Origin of the sequence: Chitinophaga ginsengisoli, assembly GCF_003014595.1 — a bacterium.
Lineage (GTDB): Bacteria > Bacteroidota > Bacteroidia > Chitinophagales > Chitinophagaceae > Chitinophaga > Chitinophaga ginsengisoli.
This window is the reverse complement of the sequence record NZ_PYGK01000003.1, coordinates 382,134-398,366: the sequence shown is the minus strand read 5'-3', so window position 1 is coordinate 398,366 and position 16,233 is coordinate 382,134. Positions and strand designations below refer to the sequence as shown.

The window sequence follows — 16,233 nt, the reverse complement described above, 5'->3', positions numbered from 1 at the left end:
ATATAAGTGTTTATCCGTTGTATTCCGCCAATCTTTGGAGGAGGGGTAAGAAGGCTTCAATCAACGACAGTTCTTCCGCCGAAAATAACTTTTCCATTGCTTTTACCAGCCATTCCTCTTTGATACGCCTGTTTTCATACAGGTGCTGAATGCCTTTTTCCGTCAGGGATACGACGGATTTCCGTTTGTCAGTTTCGTCCATGACGCGATTCACACAGCCTACTTCCTCCAGCCGGTTGAGGATCTGGGAAATGGCCTGTGCAGAGATCCGTTCCATGTCAGCCAGTGCAGAGGGGAGCAGCTTACCGTGCTGGTCAAGCAGTCCCATCGTCAATAGCTCTGCATTGGAGAAATCGGACGAAATATTTTGTTTGCGCAACTGCCTTACCAGGCGGGTGACCGTACTACGTAAGGACGCTGCTACTTCATAAGTTTTAGTAGGCATATAATAAAATCGATTTACAAAGTTACTTTACATTTTCTTAATAGCGAATACCTACTTTGCTTCCATTTGTTTGTCTAAAAAGTTGTACTTTTGTAAAGTAGCTTTATTAATTTACTTTATTAAGATGTCAGTATTTCGTTCACTTAAACACCACAACTTCAGACTACATTTTACAGGACAAGCCATATCACTGGTCGGTACCTGGATGCAGCGGGTAGCCATCAGCTGGCTGGTATATCGCCTTACAGGCTCCGCTTTTCTACTGGGACTGGTCACTTTCCTCAGTCTGATACCTTCACTTGTGCTGGCGCCTTTTGCCGGCAGTTTTATAGACAGACATAACAAATTCAAGGTGGTCATGGTTACCCAGATCGCCCTGATGGTGCAGGCAGGCGCCCTGGCTGCCATGGTTTGGCTGAATTATTACAGTATTGCCTGGATCTCGGCATTGAGCCTTATGCAGGGATTGATCAACTCCTTCGATACCACGGCCCGTCAGGCGCTGATGGTTGACCTGGTAGATAGTAAGGAAGACCTGCCGAACGCCATTGCCTTGAACTCGTCCGCCTTCAATGCGGCCAGGCTGGTGGGACCTGCCCTGGCGGGTATTATCCTCAGTTCTTTGGGGGAAGATGTCTGTTTCCTGATCAACTTCCTGAGCTTTATAGCAGTGATCTGCTGTTTGCTGATGATGAAGCTGAAACTGATCCCTGCTTCCCGCTCAGAAGTGAATATCTGGGGTGACCTGCGCAAAGGATATGAATATCTGAGGGAATCTCCCGATCTGTCTTCCCTGATCTTATTGCTGGCAGCATCCAGTTTGCTGGTTATCCCTTATACTACTTTATTACCTGTTTTTGCGAAAGATGTATTTCATGGAGACGCGACCACCTTCAGTTGGTTTGAGAGTGCCGCCGGATTCGGTGCGTTGTTCGGAGCAGTATTTATGGCTACCTTAAAGCCTGCTCACGACCTGATACGTCTTACTATTCTGTCCAGTACTGTATTTGCCGTAGCCTTGCTCGGACTGGCAGTTTCTTCTTCGATGTTCCTGGCCCTGGTAGCCACTGCTGCAACAGGTGCAGGACTAATGATCCAGAACTCTGCTATTAATACTTACCTGCAGACACATGCTTCTTCAGAAATGAGGGCGAGAACGCTGAGTTATTACATCATGTCTTACCAGGGCATGCTGCCAATCGGTAGTTTGCTGATAGGCTACCTGGCGCACTTTTTTGGTGTGGGAGTCGTAGTATTCGTGGAAGGAATGCTGGGTATAGTGATCGTGCTGGTATTCATGTTACAACAGAGAGGCATCACCCATTGGTTAAGGTGGCTCCATGTGATGCGTATAAGACATTTGCGCTGATAAGCGCAGATACTGACAAAGCTACACACACAAACGGCCTCACTTCTACCAGTGCATCGCAGCAGATTTCCTGCCGCTTGCATTGATAGAGGTGAGGCCGTTATAATTCACCCGGGGAGGTGTGTTATTGGAGGAGCAGGTAATTAAATCCGTCCAGCGTGGTCTGCACATCGCTGTTAGACAGCTTTGTGGTTTTTAGCCGGATCGCGGTAAAATTATTTCCTCCGCAGTTAGGGATAAAAAAGGGTTTCATGAAGGATGCGCCCGTGTCGAAGTTGACAGTACAAGTGCCGTAATAGGCATCACCCCAGAGGCTGAATTGGATATCTACCTTGTATGTGAGGTCCTGCGGAGGAAGTGGCTGGTTGAATAGCACAAATTCCTCATGCAGGTCTCTTTCATCACCAAATACAATGACCAGGTCGTTGGGATGTGTTGACTGCGGATCGACGCCGTAGATCTTTCCAAATGCTGACAGCTGAATGACACCGTCTGATTTCTTTAATTCTCTGTTATCCAGTGTGGCAACAGTGGTGATAAATCCTCCGGACGACACCTGCCCGCTTCTTGACAAATACCCTGGGGCGCCAAGATTAAGAATAGTGCTGAACGACTGATCGATCTTTGATTTTAGCATAGTATATGAAAATTGATGTAATAATGATTTCCGGTAAACAACCCGCACCGTGGCCAATGAGGACAGGAAGGCTCCCGGCCGCATTGGCCACCATCTTGAAACTTAGATGACTGTGATTGCAGTAGTGCAGGATTGGGGTTCAAACTAATGGTTAAATGGTCAGGGGTATAATCATGAGTTTTTGGGGTTTATATTAACAAACAATGGCAGGTTTTTCTGTATCATCGTTTGATAAATCAAAGATAGTCACGCGTTACGCACTGGTCATGCGTAGTGAAAAATGTGGATAAATAGGGGGGGAGAGGAAATAAAAAAACGCCTGTAGAATATCAGTTCTACAGGCGTTTAGCATTGTGAAAACAGGGTAACAAACCAGAAGCGACTTACATCTGTGCTTAACCATCTCAGCCATCCGCGTTGCCACGGAGAGGGAATCGAACCCCCGTATGCAGATTTGGAACGAAGTAACGCTGTCTTACGACACCTGTTAAAGTAAGAGCAGGGTAACAACCCGGAAGCGTTTTTTTCCCTAAACGAAGTAACGCTTTCCTTACGACACCTGTCCTACAAGAAGTTTAAAACAAAAATCAGAATGGGGTAATGGACGGAAGTGAATGATAGTCCGTAGCACGGAACTTATCAGCGGCATTTGGAGTGACGAAGTAACACTTTCCTAACGACACCCATTCTGAAGAATGTAAGAATAAAGCAGGGTAATAAATGGTAAACATATGATTCTAACCCGGTGCGCTATCCAACTGCGCTACCTGTCTTACGACAGAGAGGGACTTGAACCCCCGACCCCCGGAACCCTTACGAAGTAATGCTTACGCAACGACACCTGCTTTTTTTCCCGAACATCCCTCCCTTTTGGAGGGATGTTTTTATGAGGTAACAAAAAATGAACTGCTATAAAGCAAGGCCGGCAATCTCTGTGATAGCGTCGCTACCCTTTTCAATGGCATCCATTATCTCGAATATTTTATCACTCCATCCCGCTATCAGGAATACATCGTTCTGACGTACATCCAGCGGTACAGACTTATATCCTGCCAGGTCAAAGAGATACAGCTTCGCATTCGGAGCTATTCTTTTGTACTCCGCCCACTTTGCTGACATCGTGTTGCCTGCAGCGGTATTGTTGGTATTGCTATCCCACAGCTGTCCGTCTGTGAAGAGCATGATCTTTTCCACTACACCTTTCCTTTTGATAAGATTGTCAAGCACCAGGTAACCATTCGTTGCATATCCTACTTCTCCTTCCCGGCGATAGAACTCGTCTACGTTAGCAAGAATGTTGTCTGGCGACATGCTCACCCTTTTCCAGGTATCACCGAACATACCGGCAATCACATACTCACATTTGTGCTGTAACAACATTCCCAACAGCAATCCTATATCATACAGCATGACTTTACTCTTTGGTGAGATCGTCTTCTGCATGGAACCAGATACGTCGCATGCTATTACTACACGGGTCTTCGCATCGAATCCTTTCAGGTGTTCTACAGATGTCTGCAGTGCCTTTTCCAGTGCACGCTTGATGCTGACGATCATACCATGATCGATGTTCTTCAGCTCTCTGTAGGCAGACAGATAACGGAAAGGCAATTGTTTAGATTTCAGTACCGCTTCCCTGTCAGACAGTGTAGCACATACCTTTTGCAGGTGCTCCGTGCTGACATCATAATCCAGCATATTACGCAGGTTACGTAAAGTGGCCATATAACCCAGCTTATTGCTGTCGATCAGTTCTTCCCATACTTTCTTGAAAGCCATGGCTTTCTTCTTGTCTGAGTCGTATGTTACCTGTCCTGCTGCAGACAGTTCTGTCTCCCAGGTATAAGGTGTTTGCAGATCGTCTTGTACGATCTTATTGAATAGCGCCTGCTGCGATTCATCTTTCGCTTTCGGGTGTACGACGAACAGTGCATCTCTCAATGTCACCGCTGCTTTCCGGTTATATTTTGCAAACTGGTATTCATCAAATTTATTGAAGGAAATAGCCAGTCCTTTCTGTAGCTGCTTGCTCAGGTTATTCAGTTGTTTTACTTCTTTCCTGTTGTTGGCGAGTGCATAATATGCCAGCAATTCTGTGATCTCATCTGCACGCTGTACGATACGACCGGTCATCCGGCTTACCAGGTTGTCACCTTTATGTGTCCGGGCCAGTTCTACTGCCAGTACTAATGGTACGGAACGCAGGTACATCTTTTCACGGGTATACACAGCGAGTCTGGCTACGAATCCTGGATCATTCTTAGCGATCAGGGAGCGAAGTCGTTCCAGTTTGTCTGTGGTTTTCTCATAAAACTGGTCCTGCAGAGAAGCCGTAACTACAGCACTGTACAACTCCATTGCTGGCGTCAGCTTGTAGGCCTTTGTTCCTTCGTGGTTAGTGACCGGTGTGGTAGTTTTTAAAAAATTGAATCTCATGACCGTTTTTGTTTGTTTGATGATACAAAGTTGAAACGCACATGCGCACTCTTTTTGCGCAGGATAAAATTTCTTTCAGAAAGTTTAAAAATTCTTCAAAAAGTGGTTGATAAAAGTCAAGTCTATTTTTCGGCAAATGTCATTCAGGATAGATAAGTATATGGTTATCTTTGTTTAAACAGCCAGACCCACAGGCATCGAATTGTGAAAACTATCCGTTGGCGAGCCCCTTGGTAGCCAGCCCTTTTGTCGGGTATATTGAGTCCTGAGTGAAGCTAAAAAGTAACGTAAATGGAAAAAGCATTGTTGGCTACCCTGGAAGGTAGAAATGCAAAGGTGGGCGCGCTGTTGATCAATCACCTGGTCCCTAACCGGTATGTTCACGCAATAGGCCCTTTTGTATTAATAGACCAGATTTGCCCCGTCAGTAGCATACAAGGTGAAGTGCCCTCAGAAGCCGGAAAACACGCGCATCCTCACAGAGGTGTAGCGACCTTCAGTTACATCCTGGATGGGGAAATGGAGTATGCAGACAGCTATGGCAACCGTGCCATCGCTAAAGCAGGCGGCGCCCACTGGTTGATGTCAGGTAAAGGCATCCTCCATGAAGAAATACCCCGCAATACAACCCCGGGGCGTTCCTTACATGCCATTCAGTGGTGGATCAATCTACCTGCCGCCATTAAAGGGGAGACACCTGTATATATGTTCCTGGATGCATCCGACTTTCCCGACATTACCCTGCCGGAGGATGCAGGAACCGTCAAAGTCCTGATTGGACATATCGGGAATGATACATCCCCTGTTCCTGTATATAATAACCACTTTATCTGTCACCTGCGCCTGTACCCAGGCGCTGAATACACAATGCCGGTGGAGAAACGCTATGAATATGCCGTGTTTGTGCCTGCCGGCGAAGCTATCGTAAACGGTCAGAAACAAGGCTCTTCCCGTCTTTCCGTATTTGATTTCGGCGGAGATGAGATCGTTTTTCGCAACGAAGAAACCTGCGCGGTAGACGTCCTGCTGTTCGGTGGCGCCACCCAGAACGAGCCTTTCATCACCGAAGGCCCCTTTGTGATGAATAACAGGGGAGAAATAGCCGACGCCTACAAGGACTTTTTTGATGGGAAATATGGCTCCATTACCTATCAGGATAAGATCTGAGCACTTCAGGGGAAAAAAGTACAATTCTTTGGGAAGTATGTCCATTTTCTAAGGCATTGATTTGATGCAATTTTACATCGTCAATAACGACGAATAAATCAGATCAAACCTTTATAAAATGAAAACGTTTAATGTACCAACAAGAGAAGAAGTAAGTCCCGCTAACCAGGTGTTGTTCGACAATCTGAAAAAAGGAATCGGTAAAGTGCCAAATCTCTACGCTACACTGGCACACTCTGAGCATGCACTGGGTACTTACCTGGCATTACAGAGCGGTAAATCTTCTCTGAAGGCAAAAGAAAAAGAAGTAGTAAATCTGGTGGTAAGTCAGGTAAATGAATGTGACTACTGTCTGGCTGCACACACATATATCGCTAAACTGAACGGTTTTACGGATGAGCAGATCATAGAGATCCGCAAAGGTGGAGCCTCTTTTGATCCTAAACTGGATGCACTGGCCGGCCTCGTAAAAAGTGCTGTGGAAAACAGAAGCAAACCCGATGCTGCAGCGGTAGACCAGTTCTTTGCTGTTGGTTATACCAACGAGAACCTGGTGGATACAGTAGTACTGATCGGCGACAAAATGATCACGAACTACCTGCACGGTATCACACATGTGCCGGTTGATTTCCCTGCTGCTCCGGCGCTTTAATATCTTTGCCCCCAGGGGACAGATATGCAGTCCACCTTGCCGCATGGCTGAAACGCAGCGGGCTTTAATATGCTCAATTCTCTCTCAATATATAGAACAGAGGCCTGCCGCATCTTCTTCAACAGGAGATGCGGTTTGTCTTTTTATAAGCCCCCTAAAAAAGATAGGCCCCCTCGTATAAACGAAGCGGCTTTCCTTCCTGATTAACATAACCATAGTGTACTAATATCTTCTACGAAAACTCAATTTTTTTATCATGACGTCATCGTCTATATCAGTGATAAGGCAATTACTGTCCATCGTTGATGGACCAGCACCCAGCATGTACATATAGGTGCCGAGCGAATGTGTGCAATCGGGCAGCCAGCTGAGTGCAGGATCTCCCAATGAATCGAGCGGAATACCGCTGTGCACATGATCGTAACCAAAGGCATCCAGGATGGTAGGTACAAGATCCGGCAGATTGTAATAACGCTCACTGGTGGTGATTAACGCGTTATAAAAAGAAACAAAAGCAGGATCACCTACACAAGGGGAACCAAAGGTATAGGAGCGGCAGGGGTACAGTGAATAAGCATCCCCCGCCGCAAATAATGTTGCCATCGCGCCCCCAAGACTATGACCGGTACAGACCATCGGCTGTACGTCATCGTCCGACTGCATATCGGTATAGCGTATGCTGTACCTGATGTATTTCAGCAATCCTTTGGGCTTCAACTGCCCCGGATCGGAAAAGGTCATATGATTGTATATATCCAGGAACCCGGATACGACATTACCACTGTTATTACCAAATGGTCCGGGTGAAGGCAGGATATCCAGTTTCTCTGCCCAATCCAGGTAATTGTCCGTGCCCGTCAGTGCCAACACATAGGTGGTAGGCATCTCCGGAGAGAAATTACTTTTTGCCAGAAATCCGCAATATTTCAATCCTCCCTTTCCCCTGCCGGGATCTTTCATGTGGATGTTATACACCAGTGTATAACCCGCAGGGAAAACCGGATACTGTTCCTGTAATGGACTCTGCTCACTGACCTGGTAAGCGGCATGAATGAATTGTGCGTATTTCAATGCTGCCGTCTTTATCGCCTTTACCATAGCCTCTCTTTTTAAACGGTGATGATGCAGTAAAGGTAGCCGCGGCAAGCTCCCCGGAGGGAGGAAATGGCATAAAATGAGGTTTTGAGGGTATAAGCGGTTAGAGGAGGGGAATAAATGACTATCAGAAAAGATTATTTGAATTTCAGTTTGTCTATCAGGTCCCTGAAATATGCTGGACTCCAGATATCGAGGATGGATTCGTCAGGTATAAATCTTATAATATCCTCCCGGATACCATCAAAAGAAACGGCATCAATTTTATCGTTTAAGAGCTTGATCACCTGGGTTTGGGAAATAGTGTCCTCCGTCCAGTTGCCAGTATCCTGCGCACGGAGTAAAAAATGATGCAAGTCCAGTGGCACTCCTTTTTTAATATACCATTCCAGATCATACCAATCTCTTCCCTTTACTCTTTGCTTCCAGTTGCGGAAAAGCAATGCATGCATTTTGCCGGCAAAAAGATTGGGCAACGTGAAGCATTTAACATAAAAGGAAAATGGTTGTAGTAGTAGTTTCTCTTCTGTCTCAAATCCAAGAGGCGGCTCTCTATCCACTTCAAGTTTGATTTTAATTCCTGGCGAAGCTTGTATGCCTGTCTGGGGAATGATATTATCCAATACCAACTCTTTCCATACTGTTTCGGATTTGAGAAAAGCAGAGTCTATGTTTGATAAAGCAGCTTTCTTTTTTTCCTTAATACTAACGGTCATCCCTATTGCTTTGAATTCGGTAATAATACCTTCAAAATATGGCTCCAGGGAAAAGTTGGGATCAACTTCCAGCATGGAAAAATCAAGATCTTCCGAAAACCGGTCCAGGCCATAAAATATCCTTAAAGCAGTACCTCCGTAGAAAGCCGCTTTTTCAAAAAATCCAGTTCTCTGTAAGCCTGCAAGGGCAACTTCCTGCATTATTTCCCGTAATGCGGCCTCCGCCTCAATCTTATTTTGTGGCTTATATTTTTGCATCCATTCTTTAATCATAATGTCTTAAGTGTTTTTACGAGCATTTCTAAACTGCTTTTCTTGGGCGCATCCACGATCCAGGAGTTGATTTCTTTCAGGTCAAATTTGCCTAGCATTTCTTCATCTATCCGCAAGTCATCGACTAAAAATTCCTGCACCTGTCTGGAACTTCTGAGGAAAACACCAGAAGTCATTACAATTTTATCACATAACGCTTTTTCGGGTGAGGCTATAAGTACTACCTGCTTTGGAGTAAGAGATACACTCTGAATCCCAAAAGAATAATAAGGCAAGGACATATGGAAATAGCTGAATCTACCTATTGGAGTCTTATAGGTCTTAGTCGTTTTGATAGTTACAGAACTAATCTCATATACCCTCTCTGGAATTAACCCCCAATAGGAAAGCGCGGTTTCCAGGGAAATGTAACTTGGCCCCCAAAGGTGATTGGCTACCAGAAAAGGCTCGGGCTTAGCTATATTCATTTTCGGACCAGGAATATAAAGCCCCTTTTTTATTGTAATCAGCTCACCCTTTTTTACCAGTTCATTTATTTTGTCATTGGGCCGTTTATATTTCTTTAATAGGCCCATCATGAGTTGTCTCGTGAGAGGCTCCCCGGCATATCCCTGAATATCATCTTCAAAGCCCATTTTTGTAAAATTATTATGTAATAATCGGAAAAAAACCGATTATTGACAAAACATTTAACAATAAATAGGAGCTATAAATTAGACAATTGGATAAAAATCCGACTAAGTAGTAACGTAAAAAGTAGTCAATAACGATGTCTTCGATGGGGAACAGAATCCCCCCGGCTCCCAGAATTCCTTTAGATTTGTTCTGTAACTATGACCTCGAATGCAATTCTTATTAAAAGGCCCTCCGCGTGAAACAGGACATCCCGGTAAAAAATAAGATCAGTCAGGAAAAGCACATAAAGGCTACTGTTTTCAGGAATGATATCCGTAAAACAGAACCGCATAAGCACAAGCAATATTTTGAGATCATTTACCTCAGCCAGGGCAGCGGTGCTCACTGGATTGACGACGTGTGTTATGAAGTGAACCCTCCTATACTGTTCTTTATTAAAGAGCACCAGGTGCATAACTGGGACCTGCAGGACGTTCCCAAAGGATATGTGGTGATCCTGAAGAAGGAATTTGTAGAGAAAAGCCTTGATCCTCAGCTGGAAATGTTACTGGCAAAAATAGGAGATATCCCTTGTTTAAGGGTAGAGCATACCAGCACCATCAACCAGTTGTTTGAACTGCTGGTACAGGAAGGGCAATCAGAGACGGAGCATACGTTCCGCATCATGGAGGGACTGTTGAAGATCCTGCTGATCAAAATACAGGAGGTCGCAGGACTGGAATTGCTCAGACCTTCCCGGAGAGGAGACCTTTATCAGTCATTCCTGGAATTATTAAGTACTGGTATTCCTGTAAGAAATACCGTAAATTACTACGCAGAACTGCTGAACACCACCACTCAGCATCTGAACATAGCCTGCCGTAATGCCACCGGTACGGGGGCTGCAGAGGTACTGGCCGGATTTATTATAAAAGAGGCCAGACGTTTACTGTTGTACACAGATAAGACGGTATCTGAAATTTCTTTCCTATTGAATTTCAACGATCCTTCTCATTTTGTGAAGTATTTCAAACGCTTATCAGGATCTACGCCTCAGAGCTTCCGTTCAACGATGTAGGATACCAAACTATCGTCAAAATATACCATACATCGGAATGGCCGTTCTCTAATTTTAGGCGATGTTAATGATTGCCCTCCCGGCGTAAATCGTATTGCGATTATAATGAAAAGTTTCCTTTGTTCTTATTCCCGGTTCATCATGTTAACTGTCAGCCTGTTGGCTGTAACCGGGTTCCGGCATGCCAGGGGGCAACAGCAGGTTATTTCTGTGAAGGATGTTTTATCCCTTGTACAGTCGCAGCAACCACAACTGGCGGGCTATAAGGAACAGGCCAATGCAGCCGGTGTGAATGTGAAGATCGCTAAGAATACGATGATGCCCGAAGTAACTGCCGGTTATCAGGCAGGCTATGCTACCTACAATAACATTACCGGTATGAGTTACCCCGGATTGATATTGCCGATCAGTGGTCCTCCTTCTTCCGGCAATGTCTACGATCCCGTTCCGGGAACAGCCTTAGGTGCGATGGTAAAATGGAACCCGCTGACATTCGGCCAGCGGCAGGCAGCAGTAGAAAAGGCTGCTGCGGAATATCAACTGGCGAACAGCTTTTATAATGACGCCCTGTTCCGTCAGCAGTACATGGCTATTGCTACTTACCTGAATGCCGTGTACCTGCAACAGTTGATAGAGAGCTATAAAGCCAATATCACGCGTACCCGTGTCGGCCTGGAACAGTCACTGGTATACGCTGCGGAGGGATTACGCCCCGGTATTGATACCACTCAGTTTCAGGCAGCGCTTGCACAGGCTGAAACTGAACTGCTGAACGCACAAGGACAGTATTACAGGGAACTGACGGAGTTGTCCCGTATTGCCGCCATCCCCGGTTCTCCCGACAATATCAGGTTGTCAGATACACTGCTGGCAACACCGTTGCCGCTTGTAAAAACGGATACTGTGAAAATAACGGATCACCCCTTGTTCCGTTATTACGAGGCAAAGAAGGGAGTCAGTGAAGCGGCTTTAAAAGAAGTACAGCGCTTATGGCGTCCACGGCTTGATATATGGGCCAATGCCTATGCCAGAGGTTCTGGTGTGGGTGCGGATGGCACGATTGATAAAGCAAATGGCTGGAGCCTCACCCGTAAAAATTATGGCGCCGGTATTCAGGTCAGCTTTCCTATCCTGCAGTTTACCCAGGTGAACCTGCAAAGGAAACAACAGCAGGCAACGGTGAAAGCAGCAACAGCAGAAATGGAACAGGTGACATTGAACCTGCAGAAGCAACAGGACATCGCACAGTTCAACTATCGGCAGAGTCTTTTGATAGCCCGGCAGAGTACTGTACAGTCGCAGGCCGCGAGGTATGCTTATGATGGCCTGACGCTTAGTTATCAGAGTGGGCTGATAGATTTTACAAGATTGATACAAGGGCAATATGACCTGTTAAAGGCAGAGACCAATGAAGCAGGCGCATTATTGCAGGCATGGCGTGCATTGCTGGAAATATCCATCGCCAATGGCAACCTGGAGGAATTTACCGGCAGCATAAAATAAAGACATTATGAAGCTTATTATTTCGGCACTACGGCATCCTGTCACTATCCTCGTGGCGGTGATCGGTATTGTCTTCTTTTCCCTGCTGTCTGTCAGGAACACTAAAATAGACATCTTCCCTCGCCTCGGATTGCCGGTGGTATATGTGGCGCAGCCTTATGGCGGCCTTTCCCCTGAACAGATGGAGGGGTTCGTTACCTCTTACTACGAATATCATTTCCTGTATATTACCGGGGTTAAATACGTCACTTCAAAAAGCATCCAGGGCGCTGCTATCATCAAACTGGAGTTCAACGAAGGCACAGATATGAGCCAGGCCATGGCGGAGGTAGTGGGTTATGTGAACAGGTCCAGGGCATTTATGCCGCCCGGAACAGTACCACCATTCGTTACCCGTTTTGATGCAGGAAGCGTACCTGTAGGACAGCTGGTATTCAGTTCTGAAAACCGCTCTTTGGGAGAGATTGCCGACCTGGCATTGTTCAAGGTGCGTCCGATGTTCTCTACCTTACCGGGCGTTTCTGCACCACCTCCGTTCGGGGGAAATCAAAAGACAGTATTAATCACCGTAGATCCTGATAAGGTGAGAGGCTATGGCCTCGCTCCCGACCAGGTCGTACAGGCATTGGCTAAATCCAATACGATCTCTCCTGCGGGAAATATCCGCATCGGAGATACTACTTATATCACACCGCAGAACAGCGTAATTGAAAGCCTTCAGGACCTGCAGAATACACCTTTGCAACTGGGTGCTGGTCCGGCGGTATATGTAAAAGACATTGCAACGGTAAGTATGGGCTCCGACGTAACGACCAGCTATGCCCTGGTAAATGGTAAACGGGCGGTATATATTCCCGTTACCAAACGCGCGGATGCTTCTACCTGGGATGTAGTACAGCGGGTGAAAGCTGCATTACCTGATATGCAGGCGGCCATTCCTTCGGATATTAAAGTGACCTATGCCTTTGACCAGTCAGGCTATGTGATCAACTCACTGAAAAGCCTGTTGTTTGAAGGTGGGATAGGAGCCTTGCTGACAGGTCTGATGGTGTTATTGTTCCTGGGAGACAGGCGCAGTGCATTGATCGTTGTGATGACCATTCCTCTTGCCTTGCTGACTTCCGCTACCTTGCTTTACCTCACAGGGCAGACCATCAATATCATGACCCTCGGAGGATTGGCATTGTCAGTGGGAATACTCGTGGATGAAGCCACCGTTACAGTAGAGAACATCCACCGTCATATGGAAGCCGGTAAAAGCAAGGCAAGAGCTATTGCTGATGGCGCTAAAGAGATTGCCGGTCCGAAATTGCTCATCCTGCTCAGCATACTGGCGGTGTTTGTGCCGGCCATATTTATGAACGGAGTGCCGGGAGCGATGTTCCTGCCTTTGTCATTGGCGGTAGCTTTTGCTATGATCGCCTCTTTCTTTTTGTCGCAGACCTTTGTACCGGTAGCCTCCAACTGGTTCCTGAAAACACATCTGAACACTACCACTGCTGGCCGTTTTGACCGCTTTAAGACCTGGTATGTGACCAATGGCAGGAAGCCGGTATTTGACAAAAGCTGGGTCACTGTGTTGTTTATAAGCGTCTCTTTATTACTTGTCATATTGTTGTTCAAAGGCGCCGGTACAGCGCTTTTTCCCCGTACAGACAGCGGACAGGCGCAGATCCGTATGCGCCTGCCGGTGGGGACCCGTTTTGAACGTACGGAAGATGCTACAAGAAAGTTGCTGGCGCTGACAGACAGTATCGCAGGTAAAGGCAATGTAGAACTTACTTCTGCTTTTGTCGGCACACAGCCATCCAGTTACCCGGTGAACTATATCCACCTCTGGACAGGCGGACCGCATGAATCGGTGCTGCGTATCAAACTCAGAAAAGGTGCCATAGCAATGCCGGTTTTCATGGAATCATTACGTGCTGCTGTGAAGAAAGACATGCCTGCCGCCACGATCTCCTTTGAACCGGGCGACATTGTAGAGCAGGTGTTAAACCTGGGGAATACCAATCCCGTAGAGATAGCAGTGGCCAACAGGAACCTGGCGGAAGGAAAGGCCACCGCCCTGCAGCTCATGAAGAAACTATCTGCCATACCAGCATTACGGGATCTGCAGATCACCACACCGCTTGAATATCCAGCTATCAAATTAGATATAGACCGGGTAAAAGCAGGGCAGTTGGGCCTCAGCACAGAACAGATCTCAAGATCGCTGGTAACGGCTACCTCTTCCAGCCGTTTTACCAGTCCCAGTTACTGGCTGGATAAAACGACGGGTACAGCCTACCAGGTACAGGTGCAGTACCCGGAGTTCCGTATGAATAGCACCGCACAGCTGGAAGCCATTCCGGTAGCAGGAAGTGATGGTAAAACACATTATCTCAATGAAGTGGCCTCCTGGAAATACACCAATGTAGCAGGGGAGTATGACAGGCTGAATCAGCAGCGTTATATAACGATCACGGCTAACATACAATCGCAGGACCAGGGAACTGTATTCAAACGTGTGAATAAGGCCATAGCAGAGATGGGAAAATTACAGAACGGTGCGCGTATCCTGTTACGCGGTCAGCCGGAATTGTTGCAGCAGACGTTGACAAGCCTGCAGTTTGGTTTACTGGTAGCGCTGGTGGTTATTTTCATGCTGATGGCCGTGTACTTCCAGTCCTTCCGCGTAGCCTTGGCTGCCTTGTCAGTTATTCCTGCGGTGATTGCCGGGGCATTGCTCTTCCTGTATATAACAGGTAATACGCTGAATATACAATCGTACATGGGCATCATTATGGCCGCAGGAGTAGCCATTGCCAACAGTGTGTTATTTATTACCAATGCGGAATACTACAGGCGTGCCGGCGATGGTAACGCTTATATGCTGGCCGCCGGGAACAGGCTGCGCCCTATCCTGATGACCAGTGCTGCTATGATAGCAGGCATGATACCGATGGCGCTGGGATTGTCTGAAGGGGGCGATCAGACGGCGCCTTTAGGCATTGCCGTGATAGGAGGCTTGTTATTTTCCGCCATAGGCGTATTGTTTTTCCTGCCACATATTTACCGGTCATATACAGGAAAAAGGCCTTACAGGTTTGTATCTCTCGATCCGGATGACAAAGACAGTATTTATTATGATAAAGAAGATAGATAAAGTTGCCGGGCTGCCATCAGCGCTTGCTATTTGTGCTGCCTACCTGCTGACTGCCTGTGGTGGTCCGGAACATACGGACACTACCGACGCCGGTGCTGTGAAAGATACCGTAGCGGCATTCATCGTACAGCAGGATACCCTGCATAAAACAGTAGAGCTGCCGGCAGAGCTGTTGCCCTATGAATATGCCGATCTATATGCAAAAGTGGAAGGGTTTGTACAAGACATGAAAGTGGACCTTGGCGATAAAGTGAAGAAGGGACAGGTGTTGGCAGTCATTAAAGCGCCAGAGGTGAACAGCCGTTTCGCAGAATCGGAAGCCAGTGTATTATCAGCCAGGTCAAAGTGGACTTCCAGTAAAGATCATTACGAGCGACTGTACCGCGCTTCCCAGGCAAAAACACCTGGTATAGTAGCGCCTGTTGATCTTGAACGCAGCCGGAACCAGATGATGGCCGACAGCAGTGCTTATGTGGCAGCTGAGAAGCAATCACAGGCATACAGGGATGTATCGGGTTACCTCTACATCACTGCTCCTTTTAACGGAGTTATTACGTCCAGGAAAGTAAATGCCGGTGCCTTCACAGGCACCAATGCACCACTGCTGACCATACAGGATCTTCACCTGTTGCGTTTACGCGCTGCTGTGCCTGAAATGTATACGGGAGCAGCCCGGACCGCCGGGAATATAGATTTCAGGGTCGATGCCTATCCGCTGGAACGGTTTGCGGCAAAGCTTACCCGTAAATCGGGGACGATTGATCCTGCTACCCGTACAGAGCTATGGGAGTTTGAAGTGCCGAATGGTGAAGGAAAGCTGAAGGCCGGCGCTTTCGCCTATGTGAAAATAGGGTTACAACGGGATATGCCCTCGGTGATCGTACCCGCCACTGCAATAGCCACCACACAGGAAAGGAAGTTCGTGATCAGGGTGAAAGACGGGAAGGCCGAATGGGTAGATACCAGGCAGGGGATCACTACTGATAAGGGCATCGAGATATTTGCAGGCATACAACCGGGAGACACCTTGCTAATGAAGGCTACTGATGAACGGAAACCCGGTAGTACTGCCTTTTGGAAAGTAAAATAAGTAAGATCA

General features: G+C 46.9%; 13 protein-coding genes. 7 read left to right on the top strand and 6 right to left on the bottom strand.

Going from position 1 to position 16,233, the window contains the following annotated elements:
* Positions 1–10 precede the first annotated feature (10 nt).
* Complete coding sequence (locus tag CLV42_RS09570) at positions 11–445, bottom strand: MarR family winged helix-turn-helix transcriptional regulator (protein WP_106601681.1); 435 nt, start codon at positions 443–445, stop codon at positions 11–13.
* 124 nt (positions 446–569) lie between these two features.
* On the opposite strand from CLV42_RS09570, the gene CLV42_RS09565 reads away from it, so the two are divergent.
* Positions 570–1,814, top strand: coding sequence for an MFS transporter (locus CLV42_RS09565; RefSeq protein WP_106601680.1), 1,245 nt, complete (start codon positions 570–572; stop codon positions 1,812–1,814).
* A gap of 124 nt (positions 1,815–1,938) precedes the next feature.
* Here CLV42_RS09565 and CLV42_RS09560 read toward each other — a convergent pair whose 3' ends face one another.
* Both CLV42_RS09560 and CLV42_RS09555 read right to left on the bottom strand, forming a co-directional pair.
* Positions 1,939–2,451, bottom strand: a complete 513-nt coding sequence (locus tag CLV42_RS09560) for a hypothetical protein (RefSeq protein WP_106601679.1) — start codon at positions 2,449–2,451, stop codon at positions 1,939–1,941.
* Positions 2,452–3,360: 909 nt separating this feature from the next.
* Positions 3,361–4,887, bottom strand: coding sequence for a TROVE domain-containing protein (locus tag CLV42_RS09555; protein ID WP_106601678.1), 1,527 nt, complete (start codon positions 4,885–4,887; stop codon positions 3,361–3,363).
* Positions 4,888–5,178: 291 nt separating this feature from the next.
* Between CLV42_RS09555 and CLV42_RS09550 the strand changes: the two genes are divergently transcribed.
* Both CLV42_RS09550 and CLV42_RS09545 read left to right on the top strand, forming a co-directional pair.
* Positions 5,179–6,054, top strand: a complete 876-nt coding sequence (locus CLV42_RS09550) for a pirin family protein (protein WP_106601677.1) — start codon at positions 5,179–5,181, stop codon at positions 6,052–6,054.
* Between the two features lie 118 nt (positions 6,055–6,172).
* The gene (locus tag CLV42_RS09545; protein WP_106601676.1) at positions 6,173–6,706 is read left to right on the top strand and encodes a carboxymuconolactone decarboxylase family protein; all 534 of its coding nucleotides are present in this window, start codon (positions 6,173–6,175) and stop codon (positions 6,704–6,706) included.
* Positions 6,707–6,928: 222 nt separating this feature from the next.
* On the opposite strand, the gene CLV42_RS09540 is transcribed toward CLV42_RS09545, so the two are convergent.
* From CLV42_RS09540 to CLV42_RS09530, 3 genes are all read right to left on the bottom strand, one after another.
* Positions 6,929–7,804 carry a lipase family protein gene (locus CLV42_RS09540; RefSeq protein ID WP_106601675.1) on the bottom strand — a complete coding sequence of 292 codons (876 nt, stop codon included), beginning with the start codon at positions 7,802–7,804 and terminating at the stop codon, positions 6,929–6,931.
* Positions 7,805–7,938: 134 nt separating this feature from the next.
* Entirely contained in the window at positions 7,939–8,790 is an 852-nt protein-coding gene (locus CLV42_RS09535; protein WP_106601674.1) for a nucleotidyl transferase AbiEii/AbiGii toxin family protein, read from the bottom strand.
* Entirely contained in the window at positions 8,787–9,425 is a 639-nt protein-coding gene (locus tag CLV42_RS09530; RefSeq protein ID WP_106601673.1) for a type IV toxin-antitoxin system AbiEi family antitoxin domain-containing protein, read from the bottom strand. The genes CLV42_RS09535 and CLV42_RS09530 overlap by 4 nt, the downstream gene beginning before the upstream one ends.
* Positions 9,426–9,661: 236 nt before the next feature.
* On the opposite strand from CLV42_RS09530, the gene CLV42_RS09525 reads away from it, so the two are divergent.
* The 4 genes from CLV42_RS09525 (at position 9,662) to CLV42_RS09510 (ending at position 16,224) form a co-directional block, all read left to right on the top strand.
* The gene (locus CLV42_RS09525; RefSeq protein ID WP_106601672.1) at positions 9,662–10,483 is read left to right on the top strand and encodes a helix-turn-helix domain-containing protein; all 822 of its coding nucleotides are present in this window, start codon (positions 9,662–9,664) and stop codon (positions 10,481–10,483) included.
* 105 nt (positions 10,484–10,588) lie between these two features.
* Positions 10,589–11,986 carry a TolC family protein gene (locus CLV42_RS09520; RefSeq protein WP_106601671.1) on the top strand — a complete coding sequence of 466 codons (1,398 nt, stop codon included), beginning with the start codon at positions 10,589–10,591 and terminating at the stop codon, positions 11,984–11,986.
* A 7-nt stretch (positions 11,987–11,993) separates the two neighbouring features.
* Positions 11,994–15,134: an efflux RND transporter permease subunit gene (locus CLV42_RS09515; protein WP_106601670.1), complete on the top strand. Its 3,141-nt coding sequence runs from the start codon at positions 11,994–11,996 to the stop codon at positions 15,132–15,134.
* Complete coding sequence (locus CLV42_RS09510; protein WP_170117447.1) at positions 15,115–16,224, top strand: efflux RND transporter periplasmic adaptor subunit; 1,110 nt, start codon at positions 15,115–15,117, stop codon at positions 16,222–16,224. Before CLV42_RS09515 ends, CLV42_RS09510 begins: the two co-directional genes overlap by 20 nt.
* Positions 16,225–16,233 lie beyond the last annotated feature (9 nt).